27 protein-coding genes and 1 tRNA gene are annotated in these 26,005 nt (G+C 60.6%); 15 read left to right on the forward strand and 13 right to left on the reverse strand.

What is annotated here, in order from left to right:
* Positions 1 to 72: 72 nt before the first annotated feature.
* Positions 73 to 474 (forward strand): winged helix-turn-helix transcriptional regulator, encoded by a 402-nt coding sequence (locus tag AYK65_RS05250; RefSeq protein ID WP_081157999.1) that lies wholly within the window; start codon positions 73 to 75, stop codon positions 472 to 474.
* A gap of 231 nt (positions 475 to 705) precedes the next feature.
* Positions 706 to 1,608, forward strand: coding sequence for a diacylglycerol/lipid kinase family protein (locus AYK65_RS05255; RefSeq protein ID WP_046118389.1), 903 nt, complete (start codon positions 706 to 708; stop codon positions 1,606 to 1,608).
* 12 nt (positions 1,609 to 1,620) lie between these two features.
* Here AYK65_RS05255 and AYK65_RS05260 read toward each other — a convergent pair whose 3' ends face one another.
* Positions 1,621 to 3,105 (reverse strand): ArnT family glycosyltransferase, encoded by a 1,485-nt coding sequence (locus tag AYK65_RS05260; protein ID WP_081158000.1) that lies wholly within the window; start codon positions 3,103 to 3,105, stop codon positions 1,621 to 1,623.
* Positions 3,098 to 4,117, reverse strand: coding sequence for a glycosyltransferase family 2 protein (locus tag AYK65_RS05265; RefSeq protein WP_081158001.1), 1,020 nt, complete (start codon positions 4,115 to 4,117; stop codon positions 3,098 to 3,100). The genes AYK65_RS05260 and AYK65_RS05265 overlap by 8 nt, the downstream gene beginning before the upstream one ends.
* Before the next feature lie 96 nt (positions 4,118 to 4,213).
* On the opposite strand from AYK65_RS05265, the gene AYK65_RS05270 reads away from it, so the two are divergent.
* The gene (locus AYK65_RS05270) at positions 4,214 to 5,170 is read left to right on the forward strand and encodes a lysylphosphatidylglycerol synthase domain-containing protein (RefSeq protein ID WP_026612726.1); all 957 of its coding nucleotides are present in this window, start codon (positions 4,214 to 4,216) and stop codon (positions 5,168 to 5,170) included.
* Positions 5,171 to 5,176: 6 nt separating this feature from the next.
* Here the strand turns inward: AYK65_RS05270 and AYK65_RS05275 are convergent, their stop codons facing one another.
* From AYK65_RS05275 to AYK65_RS05285, 4 genes are all read right to left on the reverse strand, one after another.
* Positions 5,177 to 6,679, reverse strand: coding sequence for an AMP nucleosidase (locus AYK65_RS05275; RefSeq protein WP_026612725.1), 1,503 nt, complete (start codon positions 6,677 to 6,679; stop codon positions 5,177 to 5,179).
* A 73-nt stretch (positions 6,680 to 6,752) separates the two neighbouring features.
* Positions 6,753 to 7,073, reverse strand: a complete 321-nt coding sequence (locus AYK65_RS05280; protein ID WP_046118387.1) for a YnfA family protein — start codon at positions 7,071 to 7,073, stop codon at positions 6,753 to 6,755.
* Positions 7,074 to 7,160: 87 nt separating this feature from the next.
* Positions 7,161 to 7,334 carry a hypothetical protein gene (locus AYK65_RS31495; protein ID WP_026612723.1) on the reverse strand — a complete coding sequence of 58 codons (174 nt, stop codon included), beginning with the start codon at positions 7,332 to 7,334 and terminating at the stop codon, positions 7,161 to 7,163.
* A 77-nt stretch (positions 7,335 to 7,411) separates the two neighbouring features.
* A complete protein-coding gene (locus AYK65_RS05285; RefSeq protein ID WP_026612722.1) occupies positions 7,412 to 7,585 on the reverse strand; it encodes a hypothetical protein in 174 nt (57 codons plus the stop codon).
* Between the two features lie 181 nt (positions 7,586 to 7,766).
* Here AYK65_RS05285 and AYK65_RS05290 point away from each other — a divergent pair, with 181 nt between their 5' ends.
* Both AYK65_RS05290 and AYK65_RS05295 read left to right on the forward strand, forming a co-directional pair.
* Positions 7,767 to 8,468 carry a glutathione S-transferase family protein gene (locus AYK65_RS05290; RefSeq protein ID WP_026612721.1) on the forward strand — a complete coding sequence of 234 codons (702 nt, stop codon included), beginning with the start codon at positions 7,767 to 7,769 and terminating at the stop codon, positions 8,466 to 8,468.
* A 359-nt stretch (positions 8,469 to 8,827) separates the two neighbouring features.
* Positions 8,828 to 9,511 (forward strand): glycosyltransferase family protein, encoded by a 684-nt coding sequence (locus AYK65_RS05295; protein ID WP_139793130.1) that lies wholly within the window; start codon positions 8,828 to 8,830, stop codon positions 9,509 to 9,511.
* A 26-nt stretch (positions 9,512 to 9,537) separates the two neighbouring features.
* On the opposite strand, the gene AYK65_RS05300 is transcribed toward AYK65_RS05295, so the two are convergent.
* Together AYK65_RS05300 and AYK65_RS05305 are read right to left on the reverse strand one after the other, a co-directional pair.
* On the reverse strand, positions 9,538 to 10,329 hold the full coding sequence (locus tag AYK65_RS05300; RefSeq protein WP_081158002.1) for a hypothetical protein: 792 nt from the start codon (positions 10,327 to 10,329) through the stop codon (positions 9,538 to 9,540).
* Between the two features lie 174 nt (positions 10,330 to 10,503).
* The gene (locus AYK65_RS05305) at positions 10,504 to 10,845 is read right to left on the reverse strand and encodes a DUF2147 domain-containing protein (protein WP_046118385.1); all 342 of its coding nucleotides are present in this window, start codon (positions 10,843 to 10,845) and stop codon (positions 10,504 to 10,506) included.
* 674 nt (positions 10,846 to 11,519) lie between these two features.
* Here AYK65_RS05305 and AYK65_RS05310 point away from each other — a divergent pair.
* Complete coding sequence (locus AYK65_RS05310) at positions 11,520 to 11,786, forward strand: SEL1-like repeat protein (RefSeq protein ID WP_026612717.1); 267 nt, start codon at positions 11,520 to 11,522, stop codon at positions 11,784 to 11,786.
* A gap of 22 nt (positions 11,787 to 11,808) precedes the next feature.
* Here AYK65_RS05310 and AYK65_RS05315 read toward each other — a convergent pair whose 3' ends face one another.
* Both AYK65_RS05315 and AYK65_RS05320 read right to left on the reverse strand, forming a co-directional pair.
* The gene (locus AYK65_RS05315) at positions 11,809 to 12,930 is read right to left on the reverse strand and encodes a pyridoxal phosphate-dependent aminotransferase (protein WP_026612716.1); all 1,122 of its coding nucleotides are present in this window, start codon (positions 12,928 to 12,930) and stop codon (positions 11,809 to 11,811) included.
* A 124-nt stretch (positions 12,931 to 13,054) separates the two neighbouring features.
* Positions 13,055 to 13,408 carry a PilZ domain-containing protein gene (locus AYK65_RS05320; protein WP_026612715.1) on the reverse strand — a complete coding sequence of 118 codons (354 nt, stop codon included), beginning with the start codon at positions 13,406 to 13,408 and terminating at the stop codon, positions 13,055 to 13,057.
* Positions 13,409 to 14,152: 744 nt separating this feature from the next.
* Between AYK65_RS05320 and AYK65_RS05335 the strand changes: the two genes are divergently transcribed.
* From AYK65_RS05335 to AYK65_RS05355, 5 genes are all read left to right on the forward strand, one after another.
* Complete coding sequence (locus AYK65_RS05335; RefSeq protein ID WP_081158004.1) at positions 14,153 to 14,368, forward strand: hypothetical protein; 216 nt, start codon at positions 14,153 to 14,155, stop codon at positions 14,366 to 14,368.
* Positions 14,369 to 14,380: 12 nt separating this feature from the next.
* A tRNA-Ser gene (locus AYK65_RS05340) sits at positions 14,381 to 14,470 on the forward strand.
* Positions 14,471 to 14,818: 348 nt separating this feature from the next.
* Positions 14,819 to 15,094: a hypothetical protein gene (locus AYK65_RS31505; RefSeq protein WP_139793131.1), complete on the forward strand. Its 276-nt coding sequence runs from the start codon at positions 14,819 to 14,821 to the stop codon at positions 15,092 to 15,094.
* 80 nt (positions 15,095 to 15,174) lie between these two features.
* Positions 15,175 to 16,245, forward strand: a complete 1,071-nt coding sequence (locus AYK65_RS05345; RefSeq protein WP_081158005.1) for a porin — start codon at positions 15,175 to 15,177, stop codon at positions 16,243 to 16,245.
* 406 nt (positions 16,246 to 16,651) lie between these two features.
* Positions 16,652 to 17,176 (forward strand): BA14K family protein, encoded by a 525-nt coding sequence (locus AYK65_RS05355; RefSeq protein ID WP_026612711.1) that lies wholly within the window; start codon positions 16,652 to 16,654, stop codon positions 17,174 to 17,176.
* A gap of 104 nt (positions 17,177 to 17,280) precedes the next feature.
* On the opposite strand, the gene AYK65_RS05360 is transcribed toward AYK65_RS05355, so the two are convergent.
* Positions 17,281 to 18,147 carry an alpha/beta fold hydrolase gene (locus AYK65_RS05360; RefSeq protein ID WP_085034008.1) on the reverse strand — a complete coding sequence of 289 codons (867 nt, stop codon included), beginning with the start codon at positions 18,145 to 18,147 and terminating at the stop codon, positions 17,281 to 17,283.
* A gap of 182 nt (positions 18,148 to 18,329) precedes the next feature.
* Entirely contained in the window at positions 18,330 to 20,396 is a 2,067-nt protein-coding gene (locus AYK65_RS05365; protein WP_081158008.1) for a lytic transglycosylase domain-containing protein, read from the reverse strand.
* Between the two features lie 307 nt (positions 20,397 to 20,703).
* Here AYK65_RS05365 and dapA point away from each other — a divergent pair, with 307 nt between their 5' ends.
* Positions 20,704 to 21,588, forward strand: a complete 885-nt coding sequence (gene dapA, locus AYK65_RS05370; RefSeq protein WP_026612708.1) for a 4-hydroxy-tetrahydrodipicolinate synthase — start codon at positions 20,704 to 20,706, stop codon at positions 21,586 to 21,588.
* On the forward strand, positions 21,588 to 22,067 hold the full coding sequence (gene smpB, locus AYK65_RS05375; RefSeq protein ID WP_046118379.1) for an SsrA-binding protein SmpB: 480 nt from the start codon (positions 21,588 to 21,590) through the stop codon (positions 22,065 to 22,067). Before dapA ends, smpB begins: the two co-directional genes overlap by 1 nt.
* A gap of 107 nt (positions 22,068 to 22,174) precedes the next feature.
* On the opposite strand, the gene AYK65_RS05380 is transcribed toward smpB, so the two are convergent.
* Complete coding sequence (locus tag AYK65_RS05380; protein WP_026612706.1) at positions 22,175 to 22,753, reverse strand: LabA-like NYN domain-containing protein; 579 nt, start codon at positions 22,751 to 22,753, stop codon at positions 22,175 to 22,177.
* A gap of 471 nt (positions 22,754 to 23,224) precedes the next feature.
* Between AYK65_RS05380 and rpoZ the strand changes: the two genes are divergently transcribed.
* Positions 23,225 to 23,629, forward strand: coding sequence for a DNA-directed RNA polymerase subunit omega (gene rpoZ, locus AYK65_RS05385; RefSeq protein WP_026612705.1), 405 nt, complete (start codon positions 23,225 to 23,227; stop codon positions 23,627 to 23,629).
* A gap of 103 nt (positions 23,630 to 23,732) precedes the next feature.
* Positions 23,733 to 25,958: a RelA/SpoT family protein gene (locus AYK65_RS05390; protein WP_026612704.1), complete on the forward strand. Its 2,226-nt coding sequence runs from the start codon at positions 23,733 to 23,735 to the stop codon at positions 25,956 to 25,958.
* The last annotated feature ends 47 nt before the right edge of the window (positions 25,959 to 26,005 follow it).

Raw genomic sequence — 26,005 nt, forward strand, 5'->3', positions numbered from 1 at the left:
TAGATGAGCCCTATGCTCGCAGAGCACAAGAATGCACAAATTTGGCCTATAGTGTCGAAAAGGATACTGTCCATGTCCCGGCCGCGCGCGAAACTGACGAACACATTCCCCGGCTGCCCTGTGGAGTCGGCACTGAGTTTCATCGACGGCAAATGGAAAGGTGTCATCCTCTATCATCTGATGACGGAAGGCACCTTGCGCTTCAACGAGCTGCGCCGAAGAGTGCCGAGCGTGACGCAGCGGATGCTGACCAAGCAACTGCGCGAACTGGAGGAGGCGGGGCTTCTGTCGCGCACGGTCTTCCCGGTCGTCCCGCCGCGTGTCGACTACGCTTTGACGTCCAGGGGAGAAAGCCTGCGGCCGGTGATCATGGCCCTAAAGGCCTGGGGCGATAAAAATGTCCTCTGCGACGGCGAACGCATGACGCTGAAGCCGCTCAAGGCTAAGTCACAGGTCGAATCGGAGAACGCCTGATCGCTCTCGATGATGCCGGGATGCGTACAGAACACCGATCGCACTTTTCCGCGACCGCGCCCTAGAAACCCCCGTTATCGCGCTTATCTGAGATGCTGAAACACCCTACAGCGCCGCGCGTCTTATCAGACGCGCAAAGGTCGCAGTAGCACTTTGAACTGCTGCATGTCTTTGTCCCTAAATCGAGGTCGATTTAAGGAGACATGCAGTAGCTGACGGAGATCGCGATCATTGAAAGTTAAGGCCATCTTCAATCGAGATGGGGGGACTTTTCGAACGACCGATATGCCGGCCTACAGCAAGAAGGTCGAAGACGTCTTTCGTGCGGCCGGCCACCAGATAGAGATCGCCATCGTCGAGGCGAGCGCGATCCACCACGAGTTGGAGACGACCTGCCGGCGGGGCGATCTCGACGCGATCCTTGCCGGCGGCGGCGATGGAACCATTTCGGCCGCTGCGGGTGTCGCCTGGAAAGCCGGCATGCCGCTCGGCGTCATCCCTGCCGGAACAATGAATCTCGTTGCCCGTTCGCTGAAGCTGCCGCTCGATATCTGGAAAGTGCCGGAGGTTCTTGCCTTCGGCCGGATCATCGATGCGGATATCGGCAGCGCGGATGGCCGCGCCTTCGTACATCAGTTTTCGATGGGCCTTCACGCCCGCATGGTACGCTATCGCGAATCCTACCGTTTCGCGTCCCGCCTTGGGAAAATACGGGCCAGCACCCGCGCCGCCATTGGCGTCATCTTCAACCCGCCGGATTTCGAGATCGAGTTCGACGCCGACGGCCATCGCGAGCGCCGGCATGTCTCGGCAATCGCGGTGTCGAACAACCACTTCGGCTACGACACGCTCATGTATGCGGAAGACCTGACGAGTGGCCATCTGGGCTTCTACACCGCGCCGCCTTTGAGCCCGGCGGGCGTCGCGAAGCTCGCCTTCGATATCCTGCGCGGAAAGTTCCGAAGCAGCCCGCTGATCACCGAGATGAGCGCCCTTGCCGTCGAACTGCATTTCCCGAAGGTGGATCGAAAGATCAATTGCGTCATAGATGGCGAGCTCCTGCCGTTGGCGCGGCGGGATGTCGTGCTGCGTGTTCATCCTGGCGAATTGAAGCTGCTGGTCGGTTCGCAGTAGTTTTCGCTGGCTCTACTTCACCCAGATATAGCTGAAGGTGTAGCGGTCCGAGCCGGACCCATAGACATAGGGCAGGGCCAGGTTACGCGGTGTCCCCGCTCCCTCCGGCACGCCAGAAGTTTCGAGGGCGTGCCTCAGGAGGTCGGGAAGGGGCGGCTCAGAGTTAGCGTCGTCGTGCCAGACAACCAGAAGCGGCCTCTTCGACATGTCGACCGGGAGCGGATTCGAGAGTCTCGGCATGGCAACCACCGCCTCCCCGAGCTGCGTCCTGATGTTTCCTGCTATCTGCTTGTCGTTGGTTAGGACGAGCGCGGGCTGCCCGCCTTCCGCGCGCGCAACCGCCTCGACGAAAGCTGAGTAGGGGATGTTCAGTCGCGAATAATTCCCAAACCACGGACGCACGATGGCCCGCGCCGACACGATGAGAAGCGCTGCGACTGCGACGCAGGCGACCAACAGGAAGAATCGTCTGAGGCTGTCGGTAAGGTCGATCTCGGCCGCTTCGATCTTGAGGCAGAGATAGAGCGGAAGAAGGACAAGAAAGAGGACGAGCCATTTCTCGCGAACGTGAGTCGCGGCGACTCCCAGCACGATCAGCAACACCGCGAACAGGCAGATCGCAATCATACGTCCGACGATTCGGCTCCACTGGTTTCCAGCCCGCCACACCACAGGAATCTTGCGGCCAAGGACGAGGCCGAACATGAGCAAAGGGACAAGGCTGCCGCCGATGATCGCCGAACCCAGCGAGTAGATGCCGTGGAAGGCCTGCAGGAGACGTCCGTCCGCCTCACGTTCCCGCATTTCGTTCAAGGTGCCGCCCGAGGCGAAATCGAGGTTCTGCAGCACCCAGAGGCCGTGCGGCAGCATAATGACGCAGGCGATCGCAATTGCTGCGAGGATGCGCCAATCGAAAATGCGCGCTCTGAGGTCGCGTTCCGGCAGGACGGCGATGATCGCAGCGATTGGCAGGAGAACGAAATTGTACTTCGCGATCAAGCCGATGCCGACGGCGGCGCCGGTAAGGAGATAGGAGAAGAGGCTGGGGCGCGTGTGCGTCTTCAGAAAGCCGTAGAGAAACAGAGAAACGGCAAAAAGCGCTGCAACCGTGTGCGAGAGGTCGCGCTGCGCCAACAGGAAAACCGGCGGAAATGTGAGGACGCCGAGCATGGCCATCGCCGAAAGGCGCTGGTCCGAAAGAACGTGCCGCGCCGCGAGGCCGTAAAACAGACAGCAGAGAAACAGAAGGCCGTTCTTTAGGATGGTCATTGTCGCGAGCGACGGGCCCATCACTTGCGCCAGGCCGTATTGAAGCCAGTTGTAGAAGGGCGGTTGCGGCCCGTAGCCAAGCTGCAGGAACTGCGACAGGAACGCCTGTTCCGCCTCGTCGATCTCGAGCGAATTCGACACGGCGAGGCGCAGGGCGACACACAGCAGAAAATAAAAGGCGACCGCGACGACGACCGCGCCGGGCCGCCGATTGACAGCTTCAAGCATTCGGCGGCTCCCGCTCGAAGACCTGGCGCACGATATAGCTCGTGGTGTCGTCGTCGCTGAAATAGGCGCGCGCCATCATCTCCGAGAGAATGCCGGTGGTGATGAGCTGGATAGAGGACAGGAACAGCATCACGCCGACGATCAGCATCGGGCGGGTTCCGATATCATTGCCGAGGATGAACTTGTCGATCGCGAGATAGAACAGAATAAGGGCGCTGGCGCCGCCCGCAGCCAGACCGATCGAGCCGAAGAAGTGCCCGGGGCGCGCCTTGTAGCGCATGAAGAACAGCACGGCGAGCAGATCGAGAATCACCCGGAAGGTCCGTGAGATGCCGTATTTCGAGGTGCCGTAGTGCCGCGCATGATGCGTGACCGGCATCTCGCCGATGCGGCTGCTCGGCACCACGCCAGCGACCCAGGCCGGAATGAAACGATGCATTTCCCCCATCAGCTTCACCTGCTTGATGATGGAGGCACGATAGACTTTGAGGCTGCAGCCGTAGTCGTGGAGCTTCACGCCGGTGATCTTGCCGATCAGGAAATTGGCGCACCAGGAAGGAATCTTTCTGAGTAGGAGGTCATCGCGGCGATTCTGTCGCCAGCCGACGAGCAGATCGAGCCCGCGCTCCTCTATCGCCGCAACCATCAGGGGAATATCGGCCGGATCGTTCTGCAAATCGCCGTCGAGCGTCGCGATAAGCCGGCCCGAGGCTGCATCGATCCCCGCCTGCATCGCGGCGGTCTGGCCGAAATTCTTCTGGAGTTCGATGATCTTTAACTGCAGGTCAGCGCGTGCGAGCTCCTTACGTGCGTTCGGCAAGGTGCGGTCGGTGCTGCCGTCATCGACAAGGATCAGTTCCCAGGACTTCGAAAACCCGGCCATCGCATCCCCGATACGGGCAACAAGCGGCCCGACACTCTCCTCCTCGTTGAACACCGGCACCACTATGGACAGCTCGACGGCCTCCATAGCGTCGGTCGTCGCCTTCACGGGTTCTTCAATGTGATTCAAGGGGTGGTCTCCGATGCGCTCGCAGGTTTTCTTGCACAGTTAACGGTGATAACCAACGCGGAAATTGCATGGCTCGCTACAGGAAATCGGTCTCTCATGAATTCAAACTGGCAGTCCAGCCGGCGGCCATGGCTCGCACGCAACCGCATGGCGCTGATCTCCGCGGCGGCAATAGCGGCTTATGGCATCTTCGTCGAGTGGGTCTGGGGCTGGTTGGCCTTGCTTAGGCAATGGGCTGAGATCGGCCTTACGCCTGTCCTCTCCGCCCTCGCTCTCCTCGTCGGCACCTATTTCATCCGATGCTATCGCATCCAGGACTACTTTCCGGGTGAGACCGGGGGCCGGTTCTTCACGCTTTTCCGAGTAACGCAGGTTCACAACCTGCTCAACATCATGCTGCCGTTCAGAGCCGGCGAGACGAGTTTTCCGCTGCTCATGCGCAGCGAATTCGGCGTTCCATTGATGCACGGCACGTCGGCACTGCTCGTCATGCGGCTCCTCGACTTGCATGCGCTGCTCATGGTCGCAGCGATTGGGCTGGTCATCGACCGGGGTCATCGGGCGATCGACTGGTTGCTCTGGCTGCTGGCGTTCCTCTCGCCGCTTGCATTCTTTCTGTTAAAGGAGCCGGCGGTTGCAATGATGCGCAGATTGGCGCCGGAGAAGTTCCGGTCCCTTATCGACGAGGTCGAGGCGGGCCTGCCGGACGGCATCAACGCCTTCCTACGCGCCTGGACCATGACGGTGCTGAACTGGGCGGTCAAGGTCGCGGTGCTAGCCTGGGTGCTCGCCATCATGGGCGTGGCTCCGATCGCCGCCTCATTCGGCGGCGCACTTGGCGGCGAATTGTCCTCTGTTCTGCCGGTGCATGCGCCGGCAGGTGTCGGCACCTATGCGGCGGCGATCGTCGCCGGCGCGGTCTCGTTCGGCGCGACGGCCGACCATGCGACGCTGGAAATGCTCGGCCGCGCCAGCGTCAATGCCCATCTGCTCGTCATCGTGTCGGCTGTCGCCGGCACGTTGCTGTCGCTGGTGCTGAAACCGAAGACGTGATGATCTCTACTGAAACGATGTCTCGTAGAAGCTTCTGAGCTTGCGCGAATGCAGCTTCTCGGGCGGCATTGCCGCCAGCTTCTGCAGCGCCAGGATGCCGATCTTGAGATGCTGGCTCACCTGTGTGCGGTAGAAAGCGCTCGCCATGCCAGGCAGCTTCAACTCGCCATGCAGCGGCTTGTCGGATACGCAGAGCAGCGTCCCGTAGGGCACGCGGAAGCGGAATCCATTGGCGGCAATGGTGGCCGATTCCATGTCGAGCGCGATGGCACGCGCTTGCGAGAGGCGCTTGACCGGTCCGCGCTGATCGCGCAGTTCCCAGTTGCGGTTGTCGATCGTCGCGACCGTGCCCGTGCGCATGATGCGCTTGAGGTCGTAGCCGTTATAGCCGGTGACCTCGGCCACGGCATCCTGGAGAGCCACCTGCACCTCCGCCAGAGCGGGCAGGGGGATCCAGACCGGCAGGTCGTCGTCAAGCACATGATCCTCGCGCATATAGGCATGCGCCAGAACGTAGTCGCCGAGACGCTGGCTGTTGCGAAGGCCGGCGCAATGACCAAGCATCAACCAGACATGCGGCCTGAGCACGGCAATGTGGTCGGTGATCGTCTTTGCGTTGGAGGGGCCGACGCCGATATTGACGAGCGTGATGCCGCCGTGGCCCTTCTTCTTCAGATGGTAGGCCGGCATCTGGGGCAGTCGGGCGAGCGAATAGTCGGCGTCCGGTTTGTCGGCGCCGGCGGGCGTGGCGATGTTGCCCGGCTCCACGAAGGCGGTGTAGCCGTTGCCGCCTTCCGCCATCTGCTGGCGCGCCCAGGCGCAGAACTCGTCGACATAGAACTGATAGTTCGTGAACAGCACGAAATTCTGGAAATGCGCGGCGCTCGTCGCCGTATAGTGACTGAGGCGCGCAAGCGAGTAGTCGATGCGCTGCGCCGTGAAGGGCGCGAGCGGCGACGGCTCGCCGGGCCCGGGCTCATAGGAGCCGTTGGCGATCTCGTCATCGGTAGTCGTCAGGTCCGGGGCGTCGAACAGGTCGCGCAGCGGTATGTCGATGCTCTCTGCCGCCGACGCCTCCACATGGGCCCCTTCGCCGAAGGCAAAATGGAGCGGGATCGGTGTCGAGGATTCCGACACCGTGACGCCGACTCCATGGTTGCGCATCAGGTGGCCGAGCTGCTCCTTCAAATAGTGACGGAAAAGCTTGGGGCGGGTGATCGTCGTCGTGTAGACGCCCGGGGCACTGACATAGCCGAACGAGAGCCGTGAATCGACGTGCCCGAAGCTGCTCGTCTCGATGCTGACCTGAGGATAGCAGGCGCGGAAACGGGTGAGCGGCTTGCCGCTCTTGCCGAGCCCTTCGAAGGCCTCGCGAAGGAAGCGGGTATTGCGCTCGTAGAGCGCCTCGAGGCAATCGACGGCCTCGGCCGGGTCATCGAAGAACTGCGGCTCAAGGGGCTCGGGGGTGGCGGTGGAGAGGACGGAGTTTGAAGAGATTCGTTTGTTCATGTCGCATTATAGGCTGCAGCTTCTGACAAGCAAACGACAAGATGCTGCGTTTTCACATCGTCGCGGTTGTGCTTCAACGGGGTCCGGCGATGATGATTGCGCTGCCTGCGAGCGCCACGGCGGCACCCGCCACGTCCCATCGATCCGGCCGAACACTCTCGGCGAGCCACAGCCAGGCCAGCGAGGTGGCGATATAGACGCCGCCATAGGCGGCATAGGCGCGACCCGCCGCAGCCGTGTCGATCATCGTCAGCAGCGAGGCGAAAAGGGCGAGCGAACCCATGCCGGGAAAGAGCCACAAGGCCGATTTGCCGAGCCTGAGCCATGCCCAGAAGGCGAAGCAGCCGGCGATCTCGGCAAGGGCAGCGAGGAAATAAAGGGCGAATGCGGGCATGATCTTCCGGTCCTTCCGAGCGTGAAAGGACCGGAATTTCAGGCGCCATGCAAGAGGTCGAATGCGTTTCCGCCACGGGGGTGGCGGTCAGCTCATCGCCTGACGCTGCAGCGTGACGAAGAGGACGAGGCCGGCCCCGTTCTTGCCGATGCCGAGGCCGGAAGCTTTGCTGTAAGCGGCCGCTCCGATCGGCGCCATCAGCAGGCCCGCGAGGATCAGGAGGCGGAGCGAGATGATGGCGGAGGAGACAAGGGCGGCCATTTCCGTGATTCCTTTAATGCATGTCGCCCAAAAGTGTGCAGCAGTTTTGGGATAACGACATGCGCAAAAACAAAGACCTAAAGCTTCGCCTGGCAATATTGAGCCGTGTGGGCGGTGCAGTCGGTAAGCGAGCCGAGATAGGTGCTCTGGCGGCGGCGCTCCGTATCGGCGCCGACCGCTGCGGCGAGCGTCATCGCGAAGACAACCATCAGCAGACTGATGATGGTGAGGCGGCGAGCGAGAATATCCATGGTCTTGTCCGTTGGGCTGGAGACACGTTCAAATCGATTGATAGCCTTTTCGCACAACCAAACTGAATTCTTGCTGAGATGCCCGTTCATCTGCCATTCATCTTCGTAAAACCTCTTAGCCTTGCCGTGGGCGGTAGGCGTCCCTACGTCAATGCTCCCGTAACTTCAGGAGAGAACGCCTATGACCGCTCCCATCGAGCTTTACTACTGGCCGACGCCGAACGGCTGGAAGATCACCATCATGCTGGAGGAGCTCGGCGTTCCCTACGTCGTGAAATACATCAACATCGGCCGCGGAGATCAGTTCGCACCGGACTTCCTGAAGATCTCACCCAACAACCGCATGCCGGCGATCATCGACCCTGAAGGCCCCGGCGACGAACCTCTTTCCGTGTTCGAATCAGGAGCGATCCTGCAATATCTCGGCCGCAAATACGGAAAGTTCTATCCCTCCGAGGAGCGCGCCCGCGTCGACGTCGACCAATGGCTCTTCTGGCAGGTGGGCGGTCTTGGCCCCATGGCCGGACAGGCCCACCATTTCCGCCAATACGCCCCGGAGAAGATCGCCTACGGCATCGAACGCTACACCGATGAGGTGAACCGCCTTTACGGCGTGATGAACAGGCGGCTCGCCGACCGGCCGTTCCTTGCCGGTGATTACTCCATCGCCGATATGGCCGCGATCGGCTGGGTGATTCCGCACGAGAATCAGGGCCAGGACCTGAACGAATTCCCGAACCTGAAGCGCTGGTTCGAGACGATTCTCGCGCGACCGGCGGTCAAGAAGGCGATCGAGGTGGGCAAGGAAGAACGGGCTCGCCAGAAGAGCCTTGCCGAAGACGAGGAAGCGAAGAAGATCCTCTTCGGCCAGCGCGCCCGCTGAGATGAGCAGACCGGGTCGGAGCTTGTGGATGCTCGTCGAAGGAGGCTCACCTTCTTGCATCGAGAGCCCCGACCTGGCGGGCCCCCCCGGGCCAGAATGCCAGGCGCTGCGCCATTGGCCGTTTTGCGCGGTGCTTGCCGGGCAATGATCGCCCCGGAGCCGCTCAACTCGAAAAATGATGCGAATGCCGTACGCGAAATTTGGGGGCGATGTCGCCAAATGCGGGCACTGCAGCTTGACCAGAAAGCAGGACCGGTCCAGCATCGGCTGCACGCAGAGGCTGAAAGGCCGTCCGCTCTCAAATCGGAAGTGGCTGTCGGCTTCATCGCCATATGCAAACCTGACCGGTCGGAGCGGGCATGATGAATATTGCGCGCGTGTTTGTGGGTTTCGACAGCAAGGAAGTCGTGGCCTACCATGTCTTCTGCCAGAGCATCCTCGAGAAGAGCTCGATTCCGGTCGAGTTCGTGCCTGTCTCGCTGAACAATTTGGCAGGGACCTTCACCCGCGAGCGCAATCCGCTGCAATCCACGGAGTTCTCGTTTTCACGCTTCCTCGTCCCTTATCTCAGCAACTATGAAGGGTGGAGCCTGTTCGCCGATTGCGACATGCTGATGCGAACCGACATCGCGCGGTTGTGGGAGCTGCGTGACGACCGCTATGCCGTGATGTGCGTGAAGCACGACTATATCCCGAAGAGTACGATCAAATTCCTCGGCCAGACGCAGACCAAATATGAAAAGAAGAACTGGTCGAGCGTCATTCTCTTCAACAACGCCAAATGCAGATCGCTGACTTCAAACTATGTCAACACAGCGACTGGGCTGCAGTTGCACCAATTCAAATGGCTCGAATCAGACGAACTTATCGGTTCACTGCCGCCAACCTGGAATTGGCTAGTTGATGAATATGATTACAACGAGGCTGCCGATCTCGTCCATTTCACGGAGGGAGGTCCTTACTTCGAGGAATACAAGAACGCGGATTATGCCGAGGAATGGTTTTCCACCCGTGATCGCCTTCTCTACGCCGCGAAACTTTGATTGCCCGCTGAAGGCTTCGTTCCGCTCTAGCGGCTGAAGCGCTTGAAAAATGCGCGAATCCGACGCTCCAGCTTTGTGCTTGCCCAAAGTCTGGCGACCTGGCGTTCCATTCCTGTATAGCGGTTTGCCAGAACGTTGGATGCAATCAGTGCTATTGTCGACTCATTCAATTCCGGAAAATGGCGGCAGATGCGCTCCAGGGTGCCGGCCGGCCCACTGACGCCTTCTTCGAAAAACCGTAGGCGGCCTCGGTTGACGAAACACCGCAGCATAATTTGTTCGAAGGTCCAGTCATGCTCCACATGCATGTTGAATTGCATTCCCGCCACGCCGGTGAACCCGCAAAGGCAGACGTTTGCATGCGACGCCCTCTCCAGCAGCCACAGGGCAACGGCGAAGCCTGTTGTCGGCATGCGCCCGACCGGATAAAGCGAGCCGAACACGTAGTCGAAATCCAAGGTGTATGGGACGAGTGCGCTCCGCCGTGGCGCGGTCATGCCGGGCGTTCCTTCCGGCACGCCGCGGTCGGCAAGAACGCCAATCTCGGCTCTCGGGGGCCGGGAGAAGAGTGCATACGCCTTATCGAAGTGTTTCTTTGACTTCTGGAAGCGCGTGCCGCCGCTGACGAGGCGGTGGCAAAGTATGGCATCCTTGTCGAAAGGGCGTGCTAGCACTTTCGCGCAGCCTGTGAAAAAGATGTACAGCGTTCGCTCCGGAAGGCCGCGAGAGACCGCTTCGACGTCTACGCCTTCACTGTTGGCGATCAGGGCCACCATTTCGTATTCGGAAAGGATGGTCTCAAGATCTCGTACTTCCATGAAGATCCCCCCGCCGCCTTAGTAGGGCCGGCTCGAACCTTCCCAAGGAAGGGCATGGTGGTCAAGTCCGCAACGCCGCGGCTACCACAGCGACCTGTGCGCGTCTGATAAGACGCGCGGCGCCGTAAGTGGGCCGCCGTTAGCCCAGGGCGAATGCCGGCGCCCCCCTCGCATTCAAAGCCGCGTCCAGGTCTGCGACTTGCAAAGCACTTTCAGCACACAGCCTTTCATCTTCAGCGAATTGCCGCTGACGGAGCCGGAGCCGCTATAGGTCTTGTCGCTTTCGGGATCGGTGATCTCGCCGCTGTAGCTGCCGCCCATTCCGGAAAGGGAGCCGATGCGCTTGCCCGCATGTTTGCCCGTCTTCAGGGTGATGCAGAACGCCCCGCCGCAGGGGGCGATCTCGGCCGTTGCGCCGCTTGCTGTCTTCCAGTCGCCGACGATCGGCTCGGCCGCGTGCATAGCACCCGTTGCGGCGAAGGCGAGCGCCGCGGTGAAGAACAATGTACGAATCATTCGATTTCCTCCGAAAGAAGCTGCCGTCTTGCGTCTGGCCCATGCTTGCGTTTCCTCGTCTCCGGCGATCTCCTCACCACCAGAGCCCCGCACGTTAGCTTACGCGTACGTAAAGGTAAATATCCGTGCGGGCGCCCCGTTTGTCGGAGGGGAAGAGCCATTGTGGATCCGCGAAATCGCATCCTCCTCGGAAGCGCTGCTGTTTATGTGGTTAGCGTTTGGTTGAAATCCGCTTCTGAATTTTCGTAAATTTTGAGGCGAATGCCCGCTGTCACAGGCGGTCCGATGCTTAACGAAAACCCAAGTTTACCAAGCGTTTGAACTTTGTTTGCGTCAAATTAAGCATGCATTTTAAGGGCCCGTTGAAGCCCGTCCGGCATATTCGAACCCATAAGACGAGCGGAGGAAAACCCGCCGAACCGCCGGAAGCGACGCCGCACAAGACGGTGCGCCTTCGGAAAGCCCGCGAAGAGGCAGCACTGAACAGGGACGAAGAAAAATGCCGAACTGAAGCCAGGCGCGCCACTGCATGATTCCTTAAATCGGATCGATTGAAGGAGAAAATCATGCAGCAGTTCAAAGTTCTACAGCATCTCTGCGCGTCTAATTAGACGCGCGGCGCTGTAGGGGGCGTGCCGCTTCGGCGGACCAACGAAGACAGGGACAAGATAAAGATGGCACGCTTTGACATTGATGTCGTTTCGCATGACGCGATCGGAGGCGAGAATCGGGCCGATGCTCTTTGCGAAATGGGCCTCGCCTACGCAACTGGCCGTGGCAGGCCCGTCGATCTCGTCGCCGCGCACAAGTGGCTGAACATCGCAGCCATCAGAGGCTCGGACCGTGCTGCCGACCTTCGGGCCGATCTCGCGGCGACCATGAGCAAGGCGGATCTCGCCGCCGCGCTCCGGGCGGCGCGCGAGTGGATGACCATGCACTGACCGCGCGATGGCGCTTGTGAGTCTAGCCTGCTGCGAGGCTCTTGAGCACCGAGGGCAGGGCCGCTTCGAGTAGATCCAACTCGCTATCGGGGCCGGTGCTCACCCGGATGCAGCGGTTGAGAGGTGCGACGCCGGGCATGCGGATGAAGATCCCGTGGTCGCTCATCAGCCGGTCGACGATTGCCCGCGCGTAGGCCGCATCCCGTCCGCAATCGACAGCCACGAAATTCGTCGCCGAGGCAAGCGGCTCGATCCCATTATCGCGGGCGATGGAGGCGATTCTTTCCCGTGCCCCGAAGATCTTGAGCGTAACCTCATTGAGATAGTCCTGATCGGCGAGCGCGGCGATCGCGGCCGCGACACCAATACGGTTCATTCCGAAATGATTGCGGATCTTGTCGAAGGACTGGGCTGTTCCGGCTGTGGTCAATGCGTAACCGACGCGCGCGCCCGCGAGGCCATAGGCTTTCGAGAAGGTGCGCGTGCGTATGACGTTGGGCTTGTCGATGAGGCTCGCGATCGACGGCAGCGCCTCCGGCGGTGCCGTTTCGCAATAGGCCTCATCGAGAACGAGCAGAGTCGTTTCGGGCAGGGCGTTCGCAAAGTCGATCACATGGTCGGCCGGCCACCAGCTTCCCATCGGATTGTCGGGATTGGCGAAATAGACGAGCGGGGCGTTCTCGCGCTTCGCGGCGGCGAGTAGCCCCTCGAGATCTTCGCGGTCCTCGACATAAGGTGTCGTCACCAGCCGTCCGCCGTGGCCCGCGACATGATAGTTGAAGGTCGGATAGGCTCCAAGCGAAGTCACCACCGGCGTGCCCGGCTCGACGACAAGACGCACGATCTGCCCGAGCAGACTGTCGATGCCTTCACCAACCGCAATATTGGCGGGAGCGGTGCCGAGCTGTGCGGCAAGCGCCTGCTTCAGATCGTGATTCTCGGGGTCGGCATATTTCCAGGTTTCTCCGGCCGCCTGCTCGATAGCGCGCAACACCGATCTGGCCGGCCCGAATCCGCTCTCATTGGCGCCAATGCGCGCGGCGATCTTGCGGCCGCGCTGGCGCTCGATGGCCTCGGGCCCGACGAAGGGAATGGTGGCCGGCAGGGATTGGACGAGCGGCGTGAAGCGTGAGAATGCGGACATCTTGGAAAAACTGAACTCCGTTCGGGAAATGCGCCGCGGAACTTATCGCATAAGGACGCGAATCGGAAACGGCTCGCGCAAAGAAAGATGGACGGCTGAGGTGGCTTGGGGGTTGCCGGGGCTTTCAAGCGCCGCTGGAAAACTGCATACGGATCAGCCTGCGAAGAAAATCCTGTGCCAGCAACATGTTGAAGCGTACCCCGAGTTCGGTGCCGCTACGGTACACTTCGGCGCAGCCGATCTCCTCCTTGAAGCCGTCGATCTCCAGAAAGAAGTGCTTCGGCAGCATGATCGCCGCGTTGAAGTCGAGCATCGCGCCGCCGACCGAGATGTGGCGCAGCAGGCAATGATATTTGGTTTTCGCCTTCAACTGCTGGCCGATGACGAGGATGCGGCAGGGCCGTTCGATGAAATAATGCGGGTACTTACCGGCTGGTTGGCCGGAACTTGCTTGCGCGCGATGCATGATCATCGACATGACCGGTTCCCCGGAAAAACCATCCTTCCATCCAGCCGGCAGATCGCTTCATGAGAGAATCAAGCGCGGCGAAGACATCGCGCATGCTCTGCCGCGCCGCTTGCTTCAGCCTTGCGAGCGCTTTTGCCGCCAGCCCCGGAACGATGGGTGCCGAGCCCCTCAGTTCCTTTTTACGATCGCTGCGGCCGCTTCCGCATATGGTCCATGTCGGCAGGAACAAAAGCGCTGCAGCGTAGTTTCAGGGCCTCAATCGAAGGGAGAGAACAATGAGGTTCAAACACGCAAGTACTCTTGCTCTGGCGCTCGCGCTCGGCATCTCGCCACTCGTCCTCAGCGAGGTTGCAAACGCCCAGCAAGGCACGTCGGGCGGCACCCAATCCCAACAGGGAACGTCGGGCCAAGGAACTGAGTCCAACTCGAATCCCGGGACCCCTGAGTCAACCGCCGGCGGATCCAGAGAGGATCGCTGCGCTCAGGCGGATGCGCCCGCCGATTGCCCCGAAGGCCTGAAGAGGCCGCCCAAGACGGAGGGCGCAAGCGGCGACAACAAATAGGTGCGGGGCGTGCGGACCACTTTCAATCGCTGCCAGCTGGGCCGCAGTGGAGGAGTCTGACCCATGGCTGCGGGCAGTCATGAGCCACCTGCATCTGCTTCTGGCGACTTGAAGCAATCGCAACACGCACGATGATCACGCTATTGCAATCCTTAGTGGATCTGCTCTCCTCATCGAGAGGATTGGCGATTTGGCTCCGTATCGCGCAGAGATTGCCGCGACCACGCGAATTGGGCAAACCCGTAAGCTCTTCTCGCCTTCGAAAAAAATCCTGCGCGTTTTCGGAAACGCGCAGGAAATGGCTGAAATATCCACGTCTGGTCTCGTCGCGGCGGCTTTGTTGAAAAAGTCGCCGTTTGTCGATTTTTCGCAAAAAACCCTTGCAATCATTGGCCTCTGGCAATAGCTAGGCCGTAACGGAGAGGTGGCCGAGTGGTCGAAGGCGCTCCCCTGCTAAGGGAGTATACCGGAAACGGTATCGAGGGTTCGAATCCCTTCTTCTCCGCCATTTCCCGCATTGTTCAGCCCCGATAAAGCTGGCCGCCTCTCTCAGAGTCGTTGGTAGTATTGCCCGTTCGAGGTCGGTGTCTCCAGTAGCGAAGTACTTCGGCCGCGAGTTCGCAGCACATCTTCGCGACGGCAATTGATCGCTCGCCTGCGCTTGAGGAACCGCACCGTCCCTCGATCGACTCGATCCGGCCGATTCTGCGACCGGGGTGATCGTCGCGTCCGCAGATTCGCGAATCTCCGCCCATTGATTCTGTTGAGAATCGGCGAAAGCTCCCCTGATCGCATTGTCCGACTCGGCCTTTGGGCGGCCTGAGGACCTGCGGAAAGACCGGGCGCGGAGAACCCGGTGCCGGGTTTTGCCCCCGTTTTTGGCCATTTTCTGCCTCTTTTCGAAACAGAAGACGTGACGCAGCTTCACGCTAACCCCGCGTGGCTAAAGGATTTTCTTAATGATTTGTTAATTCTCTCGGGCCGTCTGGGGCGATTTTGTGTCGTTTCAGCAACAGGGATCAGGGAAGGGCAGCGCAAAGGAGTTGATCAGGCAAGTTGGTCGTTGCGCGCCCCATCCGGTTTTGTATTTTCAACTCCGGAAGCGAGGGCGGTTGATCGTCCGACTTCTTGAACGTTGGGGATGGGGCAGGGAACGCTGTCCTTCAGCAAAGAAACCCAGACCCGTTTGAAACTTTTGACTGGAGGTCAGAAATGAACATCAAGAGCCTTCTTCTCGGCTCCGCTGCTGCTCTCGCAGCAGTCTCCGGCGCACAGGCTGCCGACGCTATCGTCGCTGCCGAGCCGGAGCCCATGGAATACGTTCGCGTTTGCGACGCTTTCGGCACGGGTTACTTCTACATTCCGGGCACGGAAACCTGCCTCAAGATCAGCGGCTTCGTCCGCGTTCAGGTTGACTTCGGCGAAGACGCTGTTGACAACCGCGATGATGATCCGGATGGCTCGTCCGATTGGGACATGTTCTCGCGTGGCTTCCTGGCGTTCGACGCCAAGAGCGACACCGAGTTCGGCACGCTGACCGGCTTCTTCGCTATCGAAGCTGACACGGACAACCAGGGTCACAACAACTTCAAGGTCGACGAAGCTTACATCCAGCTCGGCGGCTTCAAGGTTGGTGCCTTCTGGAGCTGGTGGGATAAGGGCCTGAACGGCGAAACCGACATCAACGGCAACGACACCACCAAGTTCAACTCGATTGCCTACATCTATGACGGCGGCACCTTCCAGGCCGGCGTTGCTGTAGACGAACTCGAAGGCGTAACTTCGAAGCCGAACGGTATCGGTGTTGAAGGTATCGTTTCCGCTACGCTCGGCGGCGTATCCTTCGACCTGCTCGGCGGCTACGACTCGGAAGTCGAAGAAGGCGCGATCCGTGGCCTGATCTCTGCAGACCTCGGCCCGGGCGTTCTCCAGGCTCTCGCCATCTGGTCGTCTGACCCGAACGCTTACTGGTCGGTTTCGGAATGGAGCGTTGCTGCTTCGTACCGCTTCAATGCAACCGACAAGTTTGCGATCACCCCCGGCGCTCAGTACTTCGGCGACATCCGCAACAACGTTCCGTTTAACGACGCTTGGGAAGGTGCTGGTCCGAACGAAGGCTTCGGCAACGGCGATGCCTGGAAGGTCGGCGTCACGGCTGACTACCAGATCACCGAAGGCCTCGCAGCTCGCGCAACGGTTAACTACACCGACGTCGACTACGACAACACCTTCGCTGATGACGATTTCGTCTCGGGCTTCGTCCGCCTGCAGCGCGACTTCTAATCTGACCTGACCTCGGTCAGTGAAGGAAAGCCCGGCTCTCTGAGCCGGGCTTTTTCGTTGTCATTTGCGCGTGGCGAGCAGCGCAAGCTTGCGTTCCGCAGCTCTCAATGTCGCAATAGTTGGACATGCATGGAACGCATGACTGCGACACTCCCTCGAAGGAACGTTACTTTCCTTAAATCGTACTCGATTTAAGAGCAAAAACTTGCAGCAATTCAGAGTGCTACAGCGTCCTTTGTGCGTCTGAGAAGACGCACGGCACTGTAGACAGCACCGGTGCGGTCGCTCGGTCTCGGCAGGTGCGATCAACAAATCGTGATCGCAACTTAAGCCTTGGCACAAAACCCTGCTTCGGCCATTTTGTTGCTGAAGGGAAGTAATCCTTTGAAAGGAAAAGGTGAAGCCGATGAAGAGGCTAGCAATCGTTGCCCTGTCACTGGCGACCGCGCTGACAAGCATCGGGCCGGCTCAGGCATTCCCGACGGTGCCGGCGGTGAAGGCGCAAGCCTCCGACATTCAACTGACCCAGAACAACGCGCGCGACCACGTACCAGGCTGGAATCCGAGCAATCCGCGTTATTGCCAATACCACAATTGCCGGTTCTTTGACCGCTCCGGGAATCCACGTTTCGGCTCGTACAGACGCTACCGGGACCGCGACTATTATCGCTACCGAGACCGCGGCTATTACCGCCGCCATTACCGTGATTGGGACGATGACGACGACGATTTTGGCGCGGCTCTCGGAGGCTTCGCAGCCGGCGCGATTATCGGCGGTCTTCTGAGTCAGCCGCCCAGGGCCTACTACCGTGGCGGCGGCAATTCGCATGCGAATTGGTGTTATGCGCGCTACAGGTCGTACCGGGCTTACGACAATACGTACCAGCCCTATTACGGCCGGCGTCGTCAGTGCATTTCGCCGTACATGTAAGCGGGAAAGAAAACTGCCGCGCCTGATGGCCTAGTCAACGGCGCCGAGTTTTTTGCCCCCGGAGTTCGTAGCTTTTCCGGGGTGGATTCGAGCCGTCGTTGCAATCAGCCCACAACAAACGCGGCTATGTGCGCTTCGAGCCCGCCGAGATGCAGATGCGGCGCGTGGCCTTGGCCGCGCGCGGTCACGGCCACCAGATCGGGGTGCCGCCGCGACATTTCCTGAACGGTCGCTTCGCTCAGCAGTTTGGAATGTTCGCCGCGAACGACCATCATCGGCAGGTCGTGAAAAGCATCGAATTGTGGCCACAGCTCCGGGAGTGCGGTGTCGGCGGTCAAGCCCTTCAGTTGCGCCGTGATCGCTGGATCGAAGTCGGCGATTGGGAGCCCGTCTTCATCCCGGTAGATCGCTTCGGCCATGTCGCGCCAGTCCTGCTCGCGAAGAAGGGGGAAGTCTTCACCGTGCAGGCGCTGCAGAAACATCGGCGCCTCCGCCCAACTTTCCGGTCCGCTTGCCGCGTTCAGGTAGTCCCGGATCCTCAACAGCCCCTCGATCTCGACCACGGGCCCGATGTCGTTGAGGACCACGCGGGCGACTAGGGCAGGCGCTGATACGATGAGGTGATGGAGAATGAGGCCGCCGCGGGACGTGCCGATGAATATTGCTTTGTCGATCCCGAAATAGGCGCAGGCAGTGATGACGTCGGCGGCTTCGGCGGCGATCGTGTACCGGCCATTGTCGTTGTCGCGCTCCGACTGCCCGCGACCGCGGTAGTCGAGCGTGACGACGGGATGTCCGCCGCCGGCGGGGGAGGCCAGGAAGGTGGCCAAGCCATGGAAATCGCGGCTGTTGCGGGTGAGTCCCGGGAGGCAAACGATGGGCATGCCCGCCCGCCGCTCAGCCCCGAAACCATAAGCCCGGCCGTAGAGCCTCAGCCCGTCCTTCGCGTGAAAATAATGCGGTTGAAACACCTGCCACCCTAGCGCGGGATGAGGAAAAGTGTGCGCGGTTTTCCGCCCGCATTCCGCGCTAACCTATTAGAATCGATCACGTTCATGATTTTAGGTCGATCCGACCTAAAATCATCGTGATCTAGTCGCCGCGCGGTGCATCGCCGCCGATCAATTCGCCGCCGCAGCGTCGCAGGCGACCGTCACGAAGAATCACGTCCCATTCTCAAGTCCGACACGATGTCCGCCTTCTGCCCGAGCCGGGACTTATAGACCTGATAATTTTCCATCACACGCTGAACGTAGTTGCGCGTCTCCTCGAAGGGAATGCGCTCGATCCAGTCGACCACCTCATCGATCGGCTTGCCACGCGGGTCGCCATAGCGGGCGAGCCATTGAGGCACGCGACGCGGACCGGCATTGTAGGCGATGAAGGTGAGTATGTAGGAGCCGCCGAAGCTGTCGATCTGTTCGCCGAGATAATGTGCCCCAAGCGTCGCATTGTAGCCGGCGTCCGTCGTCAAGCGGTCCTTGGAATAGGCGAGGCCGTAGCGGCTGGCGACGCCTTTGGCAGTGCCGGGCAGAAGCTGTAGCAGGCCATGGGCGTTCGCCGCGGAAACCGCTGCCGGATTGAAGGCGCTTTCCTGGCGGGCGATCGCATAGGCGAGGGCCTTGCCGGCCCCGCTGATATCCGCGCTCGACGGAATGACGCCGATCGGGAAGGCGAGGGCGGCCACGTCTACGCCGCGGCCAAAGGCGATTTTCCCGACCTGCAGGGAAAGTTGGTGATTGCCCGCTTTCTCCGCCTGCCCCGCCAGGATTGCAAGCTCGCCGGGGGTGTTGAGCTCCTCCGCGAGCGCCCGATAGAGGCTGTCGGCCCGCCAGCCGTGGCCGCTCGCTTCGAGCCGGCCGATCGCCTTGACGGCTTCGCGGCTTTCGAAGCGAGCGCGATCTTCCTCGGTAGGCGAGGGGTAGGTCACATCGATCGTCGAGCGACCGAGTCGTGCGGCGGCAAGCTGACCGTAGAAGGTGCCGGGATATCGCGCCGCATTGGCGAAATACTCCCCCGCGTTGCCGGGGCCACCGGCCTCGGCGGCGCGCCCAAGCCAATACCAGGCGCGCGAGGCGGAGACCGGCCGTCCAGATGCCTCCAGGACCCTGCGGAAATGGCGTGCGGCCGTCGCCGGCTCTTCGAGCCCTCGCAGCGCGTACCAGCCTGCATGAAATTCCGCGTCGACGATGTCCGTCGGCCGGTTTGCCGCATGATTGGCAGCGATCTCGTAGGCGCCACGGAAGTCACCCTTGTCGAGGAGGCCGCGGCTGACGATGCGCTGCTCCTTCCACCATTCTCCCGGGTCGACCAGGGCGCCGCTGTCCTCAGGCATCCGGGCGAGAAGCTTTGCAGCTTCCTCGTATTTCTCTCGTTTCCGCAGAAGCTCGATGCGAATGAAGAGATAGGCTGGTTTGTCGCGCCAGGAAGGCTCGACCGCTGCGACAAGCGCCGCCGCATTGCTGCTGCCGCGCATAACTGCGGCCCAGGCACGGAAGAGCGATTGCGCCTTACCGAGATCACTGAACCGCTCCGCCTGTTCGGTGCGGCCGCGATAAAGCAGCATTTCCATCCGCCGCCTATGGTCGTCGGTCGTCAGTAGGCCGGAAAACTCCGAGAGGACCTTCGTTTCGATCTCCTCGTCGAGCGCCTCGTCCAGCCAGATGGCGCGCAGATGCTTGGCGGCCATCTCTGCTTGCCCCCCGGCCATCAAGGCACGCGCAAAGACGATGGCCCCTTCCGCCGTTTCGGGGCGGGTAGCACCGAAGGCGGCGATCACGTCGGCGGCCGGCGGATTTTCGCGATAGAGCGCTCGTTCCGAATGGGCGCGTAGCGACTTCAAGCCCGGCCAGCCGATAAGTTCCCGTTGCGCATCGGCGATTTCGTGGGAGGGGACGCCTCGCTGTCCGGAAACGGCGATCGCCCAGGTGAGGATATGCCGGTCGAGCGTTCCGGCCGGCATGCGGTCGCGAACAGCGATCGCCGTTGCCGGCTGCCGGTCCGACAAGGCATCGAGGCCGGTTTTCAGATCTCCATCGACTTCCGCGGTAGCGTCCGGTATCGCGGCGGTGACATCACCTGTGGTGATCCGTCCCAATTTGCCCGCGAAGCCTGGCTTTTGGGCTGGTACTGGTATCCGGCTCTCGATGGCGCCGGCCGAGGAGGCCAGTATCGCTGCACCGAGCATGGCGGCGACAGGCAGAAAGAGCATTCCGCGCATCAAGAGCCCCGTGGTTCCCCGTGTCTCAACTTCATTTTGCCGTCGGATCGGCTACGCAAAGGTTAGCGGCATTTGTCGGTCGTCGTAAATGGCAGGCGAGCGGGCAGTTCATGGCTCTTGTTTTCCCTGCGTGCCAGAGCCGGTCGCAGTTCCCTCAAGCTCTTCATTGGTCGGAAACGGACACGAAATGCGTTGTTGCGGCGCTTGCCGCAGCCACGTCACATGATTATGGTGCGGCAGTTTTTTAACCGTCGATTGCGGCCAAAGCATGGGCCTTTTCCGTGTCCCCGGCCGTCAGGAGTTGTGCATGTTCAAGGGTTCCATTCCCGCTCTCGTAACACCGTTCACGGCCAGCGGCTCGGTCGATGCGGATAGTTTCGTCGCACATGTGGAGTGGCAGATAAAGGAGGGCAGCCACGGTCTTGTGCCGGTGGGCACGACGGGCGAATCCCCGACCCTTTCCCACGACGAGCACAAGCAGGTCGTAGAACTGTGCGTCGAGGCAGCCGCCCGTCGCGTCCCGGTCATCGCTGGCGCGGGCTCCAACAATACGATCGAGGCGATCGAACTGGCACAGCATGCGGAAAAGGCTGGAGCGGACGCCATTCTCGTCGTCACGCCTTACTACAACAAGCCGACGCAGAAGGGGCTCTTTGCCCATTATGCGGCGATTGCCGAAAACGTGAAGCTGCCGATCGTGATCTATAACATTCCTGGCCGATCGGTCATCGACATGAGCGTCGAGACCATGGCGGCGCTGGCCAAGGCCTATCCCACGATCATCGGCGTCAAGGATGCGACCGGGAAGATTGAGCGGGTTTCCGAGCAGCGCATGGCCTGCGGCAAGGATTTCGTGCAGCTTTCGGGCGAGGACGCGACCGCGCTCGGATTCAACGCACATGGCGGCGTCGGCTGCATTTCCGTTACCGCCAACGTCGCGCCGCGCCTCTGCGCTGAATTCCAGGAGGCGACCCTTGGCGGCGATTTCGCCAGGGCATTAGACTACCAGGACAAGCTGATGCCGCTTCACAAGGCGATCTTCCTGGAGCCTGGCCTTTGCGGCGCAAAATATGCGCTCAATCGCCTTGGGAGAATGAGCCGCGCGGTCCGCTCGCCGCTGCTGCCGACGCTCGAGCCGGCGACGGAGGCGGCGATCGACGCCGCGCTTCGGCACGCGGGATTGATGAACTGATGGCACCGAAGGGCAACGAAAGAACGGTCAAGAAGGTGGTGGCGGAAAACCGCAAGGCCCGCTTCAACTATGAGATCGTCGATACCTACGAGGCCGGTCTCGTGCTGACCGGCACCGAGGTTAAGTCGTTGCGTGAGGGGAAGGCCAACATCTCGGAGTCCTATGCGACCGACGAGGGCGGCGAAATCTGGCTGATCAATTCCTATCTGCCAGAATATCTACAGGCGAACCGCTTCAATCATGAGACGCGCCGGCGCCGCAAGTTGCTTTTGTCGAAGCGGGAAGTGAACCGCCTCCAGGGCGCTGTCAATCGCGAAGGCATGTCGCTGATCCCGCTTAGAATCTATTTCAACGAGCGCGGCCGCGCGAAGCTGGAACTGGCGCTCGGCAAAGGCAAGAAGCTGCACGACAAGCGCGAGACCTCCAAGGAGCGCGACTGGAACCGGCAGAAGAACCGCCTGCTCAAGGAGCGGGGCTGAGTCCTTTTCATTGGGGTTTGCGAGGGAAAGCCCCTCATCCGACCTGCCCGGCCACCTCTTCCCGCCTGCGGGTAGAGGGTTAGGGGCAGATAGACTGATCGCTCGCGTTAAAGCTCGACGTCGTCGGCAACCGGCTCTACAGGACGCTGCACCCGTTCCGAAGGCTCGCGGCCTATTTCGCCCCTGAGAGTTGCCAGATCGATGAAGTGGTCCGCCTGGCGGCGCAGGTCGTCGGCGATCATCGGGGGCTGCGTCGACATCGTCGAGACCACGGAGACCTTGCGTCCTTTGCGCTGCAAAGCCTCGACCAGCGTCGTGAAGTCTCCGTCGCCCGAGAAGATCACCAGATGATCGACGGTCTCCGACTGCTCCATGGCGTCGATTGCGAGCTCGATGTCCATGTTGCCCTTGATCTTGCGGCGCCCGAGCGAGTCGGTGAATTCCTTGGCGGGCTTGGTGACGACCTTGTAGCCGTTATAGTCCAGCCAGTCGATCAATGGACGAATGGAGGAATATTCCTGGTCCTCGATGAGCGCAGTGTAATAGTAGGCCCTCAGCAGGTATCCGCGCTTCTGGAATGCTTTAAGCAGCTTGCGATAATCGATGTCGAAACCGAGACTCTTCGATGCAGCGTAGAGGTTGGCGCCATCGATGAATAGAGCGATTTTCTCGCGAGGATCGAACATCGTTATTTCCTTTTCCATGCCCTGCACACTGACCGGACCGACCCCGCGGAGGCTGCGCAGACAATAGGCGTATTACATTATTAATTGCTGATTTTGCAAATAATGTAGGTCATGCCACCGCATTTATTCCAACATGGGCGCGGCGCCTATAGCTAGTTTTAGCAGTTGCTGCAGTTCGTCCACACTTCAATTTGCAATTGTCGTTGATGTTGGTACGAAGAATATCACGAAACACAATCACTGTCTGGGACTTGCAGCGTCAACCCTTAAATGCCGTATTTTAACATGCGTTGGGCGAAGGCGTGAGCGCTGGATGCAGGAAAAACTTGAACTTATGTTGTTTTGAATGTATCCGAGCGGCTAATTCCAGAAATCGGAGCTGATGGAGCCGCATCAAGCGGCGTTCCGGTTTCGTGTCGTTAATCATGCCGCGGCATGCCGCCGCGCTTCTTAAGTCGTAAAGGACAGGCTATGGCCCGCGTCACCGTCGAAGATTGCATTGACAAGGTCGAAAACCGCTTCGAACTCGTCCTGCTTGCCAGCCATCGCGCGCGCCTGATTTCGCAAGGTGCCCCGATCACCGTTGATCGTGACAACGACAAGAATCCGGTCGTTGCACTGCGAGAGATTGCCGACGAGACGCTTTCTCCCGGCGATCTGAAGGAAGACTTGATCCACTCGCTCCAGAAGCATGTGGAAGTGGACGAGCCGGAACCCGATGCGGCTGCGCTCGCTCAGACGGAAACCGCCGCTTTTGCCGAGGCTGCGGAGGAGGAGGACCAGCCGGAAGCGCTGACCTTCGACCGTATGTCCGAGGAGGAACTGCTGGCAGGTATCGAAGGTCTCGTTCCGCCGGAAAAGAGCGACGACTACTGAGATCCGTTCGGGAACAGCCGTTCCAACGTGTTTTCGAAGCAGTGCGCCACTCGTATGATTGGCGCACTTTTTTGTTTGCCTGATTTCACGGAGCCGTCAGCGGATGATGCGCCAATACGAGCTCGTTGAGCGCGTGCAGAAATACAAGCCCGACGTCAACGAGGCCCTGCTTAACAAGGCCTATGTCTATGCGATGCAGAAGCATGGTCAGCAGAAGCGGGCAAGCGGCGATCCGTATATTTCTCATCCTCTCGAAGTCGCGGCGATTCTTACCGAAATGCATCTGGACGAGTCGACGATCGCCGTCGCCCTGCTGCACGATACGATCGAGGACACGACGGCGACACGGCAGGAGATCGACGAGCTCTTCGGCGAGGACATCGGCGCGCTGGTCGAGGGGCTGACTAAGATCAAGAAGCTCGACCTCGTCACCAAGAAGGCGAAGCAGGCGGAAAATCTCCGCAAGCTGCTGCTTGCCATTTCCGACGACGTTCGCGTCCTCCTCGTCAAGCTTGCCGACCGACTGCACAACATGCGCACGCTCGATCACATGTCGGCGGAGAAGCGCGCACGCATCTCCGAGGAGACGATGGACATCTATGCGCCGCTGGCCGGACGCATGGGCATGCAGGACATGCGGGAGGAGCTCGAAAATCTCGCGTTTCGCCATATCAACCCCGAGGCCTTCGAAACGGTCACGAGGCGGCTGGAAGAGCTCTCGCAGCGCAACGAGGGTCTGATCAAGAAGATCGAAGAAGAACTGAGCGAGCTGCTACAGGCGGAGGGCCTGAAGAATGCACTGGTGAAAGGGCGTCAGAAGAAGCCCTATTCCGTCTTCCGCAAAATGCAGTCGAAATCGCTCTCCTTCGAGCAGCTATCGGACGTCTGGGGCTTTCGCATCCTCGTCGACGACATTCCTTCGTGCTATCGGGCGCTCGGCATCGTGCACACCCGCTGGCGCGTCGTGCCAGGCCGCTTCAAGGATTATATTTCGACGCCGAAGCAGAACGACTATCAGTCGCTCCACACGACGATCATCGGCCCGTCGCGACAGCGCATCGAGCTGCAGATCCGCACGAAGCGCATGCACGAGATCGCGGAATACGGTATCGCCGCGCATGCGCTCTACAAGGATCGGGACATGGTCTCGGGGGATGCGACCCGCTCTCCGTCGTCGAATGCCTATTCCTGGCTGCGTCGGACGATCGAGTCGCTTGCCGAAGGCGACAATCCCGAGGAGTTCCTGGAGCACACGAAGCTCGAACTCTTCCAGGACCAGGTCTTCTGTTTCACCCCCAAGGGGCAGTTGATCGCGCTGCCGCGCGGTGCCACGCCGATCGACTTCGCCTATGCCGTCCATACGAACATCGGCGACACCTGCGTCGGCGCCAAGATCAACGGCCGCATCATGCCGCTGGTGACGCGGCTCAACAATGGCGACGAGGTGGAGATCATCCGCTCGGGCATCCAGGTGCCGCCGCCGGCCTGGGAGGAAATCGTCGTCACCGGCAAGGCGCGCGCGGCCATCCGCCGCGCGACACGCGCGGCCGTGCGCAAGCAATATGCCGGGCTCGGATACCGCATCCTCGAACGTACCTTCGAGCGCGCGGGCAAGACGTTTTCGCGCGAGGCGCTGAAGCCGGTTCTCCATCGGCTCGGGCAGAAGGAAGTCGAGGATGCGATCGCCGCGGTCGGACGCGGCGAGCTCTCCTCGCTCGACGTCCTGCGCGCCGTCTTCCCGGACCACCAGGATGAGCGCGTGACCGTCAAGCCCAGTGCCGACGACGGCTGGTTCAACATGCGCAGCGCGGCGGGCATGGTCTTCAAGCTGCCGGAACGCTCGAAGGAGGCGATCGCGGCGGAGCAGGCGGAAGGACCCGAAGCCTTGCCGATCCGCGGGCTCTCCGGCAATGCGGAGGTGCATTTCAGTCCCGCGGGTGCCGTTCCCGGCGACCGGATCGTCGGCATCATGGATAAGGAGAAGGGTATCACGATTTACCCGATTCAGTCGCCCATCCTGCAAAAGTTCGACGAAGAGCCCGAGCGTTGGATCGACGTGCGCTGGGATCTCGACGAGGCGAACAGCAGCCGCTTCATGGCAAGAATCGCCGTCAGCGCCTTGAACGAACCTGGCACGCTTGCCGAGATCGCGCAGGCGATCGCGACCACCGACGTGAATATCCGCTCGCTCTCCATGGGGCGTGTCGCCGCCGATTTCAGTGAGATGCAGTTCGACCTCGAAGTCTGGGACCTGCGTCAGCTCAACCATCTGATGGCGCAGCTCAAAGAATTGCCGAGCATTTCCATGGTCAAGCGCCTGTTCGATTAGGGTGCGCACCTGCTGGCGGCGTCGCAAGGCTCCGCCACCGCAAAACG

It is taken from the genome of Ensifer aridi (genome assembly GCF_002078505.1).
Lineage (GTDB): Bacteria > Pseudomonadota > Alphaproteobacteria > Rhizobiales > Rhizobiaceae > Sinorhizobium > Sinorhizobium aridi.

Coding starts and splice junctions, on each gene's coding strand:
- AYK65_RS05290 (WP_026612721.1), top strand. CDS start 7,767: ATGACCGCTCCCATCGAGCTTTACTACTGGCCGACGCCGAACGGCTGG.
- AYK65_RS05285 (WP_026612722.1), bottom strand. CDS start 7,585: ATGGATATTCTCGCTCGCCGCCTCACCATCATCAGTCTGCTGATGGTT.
- AYK65_RS05300 (WP_081158002.1), bottom strand. CDS start 10,329: ATGGAAGTACGAGATCTTGAGACCATCCTTTCCGAATACGAAATGGTG.
- AYK65_RS05270 (WP_026612726.1), top strand. CDS start 4,214: ATGAATTCAAACTGGCAGTCCAGCCGGCGGCCATGGCTCGCACGCAAC.
- AYK65_RS05260 (WP_081158000.1), bottom strand. CDS start 3,105: ATGCTTGAAGCTGTCAATCGGCGGCCCGGCGCGGTCGTCGTCGCGGTC.
- AYK65_RS05315 (WP_026612716.1), bottom strand. CDS start 12,930: ATGTCCGCATTCTCACGCTTCACGCCGCTCGTCCAATCCCTGCCGGCC.
- AYK65_RS05355 (WP_026612711.1), top strand. CDS start 16,652: ATGAAGAGGCTAGCAATCGTTGCCCTGTCACTGGCGACCGCGCTGACA.
- AYK65_RS05305 (WP_046118385.1), bottom strand. CDS start 10,845: ATGATTCGTACATTGTTCTTCACCGCGGCGCTCGCCTTCGCCGCAACG.
- AYK65_RS05320 (WP_026612715.1), bottom strand. CDS start 13,408: ATGTCGATGATCATGCATCGCGCGCAAGCAAGTTCCGGCCAACCAGCC.
- AYK65_RS05390 (WP_026612704.1), top strand. CDS start 23,733: ATGATGCGCCAATACGAGCTCGTTGAGCGCGTGCAGAAATACAAGCCC.
- AYK65_RS05250 (WP_081157999.1), top strand. CDS start 73: ATGTCCCGGCCGCGCGCGAAACTGACGAACACATTCCCCGGCTGCCCT.
- AYK65_RS05365 (WP_081158008.1), bottom strand. CDS start 20,396: ATGCGCGGAATGCTCTTTCTGCCTGTCGCCGCCATGCTCGGTGCAGCG.
- AYK65_RS05275 (WP_026612725.1), bottom strand. CDS start 6,679: ATGAACAAACGAATCTCTTCAAACTCCGTCCTCTCCACCGCCACCCCC.
- AYK65_RS05280 (WP_046118387.1), bottom strand. CDS start 7,073: ATGCCCGCATTCGCCCTTTATTTCCTCGCTGCCCTTGCCGAGATCGCC.
- AYK65_RS31495 (WP_026612723.1), bottom strand. CDS start 7,334: ATGGCCGCCCTTGTCTCCTCCGCCATCATCTCGCTCCGCCTCCTGATC.
- smpB (WP_046118379.1), top strand. CDS start 21,588: ATGGCACCGAAGGGCAACGAAAGAACGGTCAAGAAGGTGGTGGCGGAA.
- AYK65_RS05295 (WP_139793130.1), top strand. CDS start 8,828: ATGATGAATATTGCGCGCGTGTTTGTGGGTTTCGACAGCAAGGAAGTC.
- AYK65_RS05345 (WP_081158005.1), top strand. CDS start 15,175: ATGAACATCAAGAGCCTTCTTCTCGGCTCCGCTGCTGCTCTCGCAGCA.
- dapA (WP_026612708.1), top strand. CDS start 20,704: ATGTTCAAGGGTTCCATTCCCGCTCTCGTAACACCGTTCACGGCCAGC.
- AYK65_RS05380 (WP_026612706.1), bottom strand. CDS start 22,753: ATGTTCGATCCTCGCGAGAAAATCGCTCTATTCATCGATGGCGCCAAC.
- rpoZ (WP_026612705.1), top strand. CDS start 23,225: ATGGCCCGCGTCACCGTCGAAGATTGCATTGACAAGGTCGAAAACCGC.
- AYK65_RS05310 (WP_026612717.1), top strand. CDS start 11,520: ATGGCACGCTTTGACATTGATGTCGTTTCGCATGACGCGATCGGAGGC.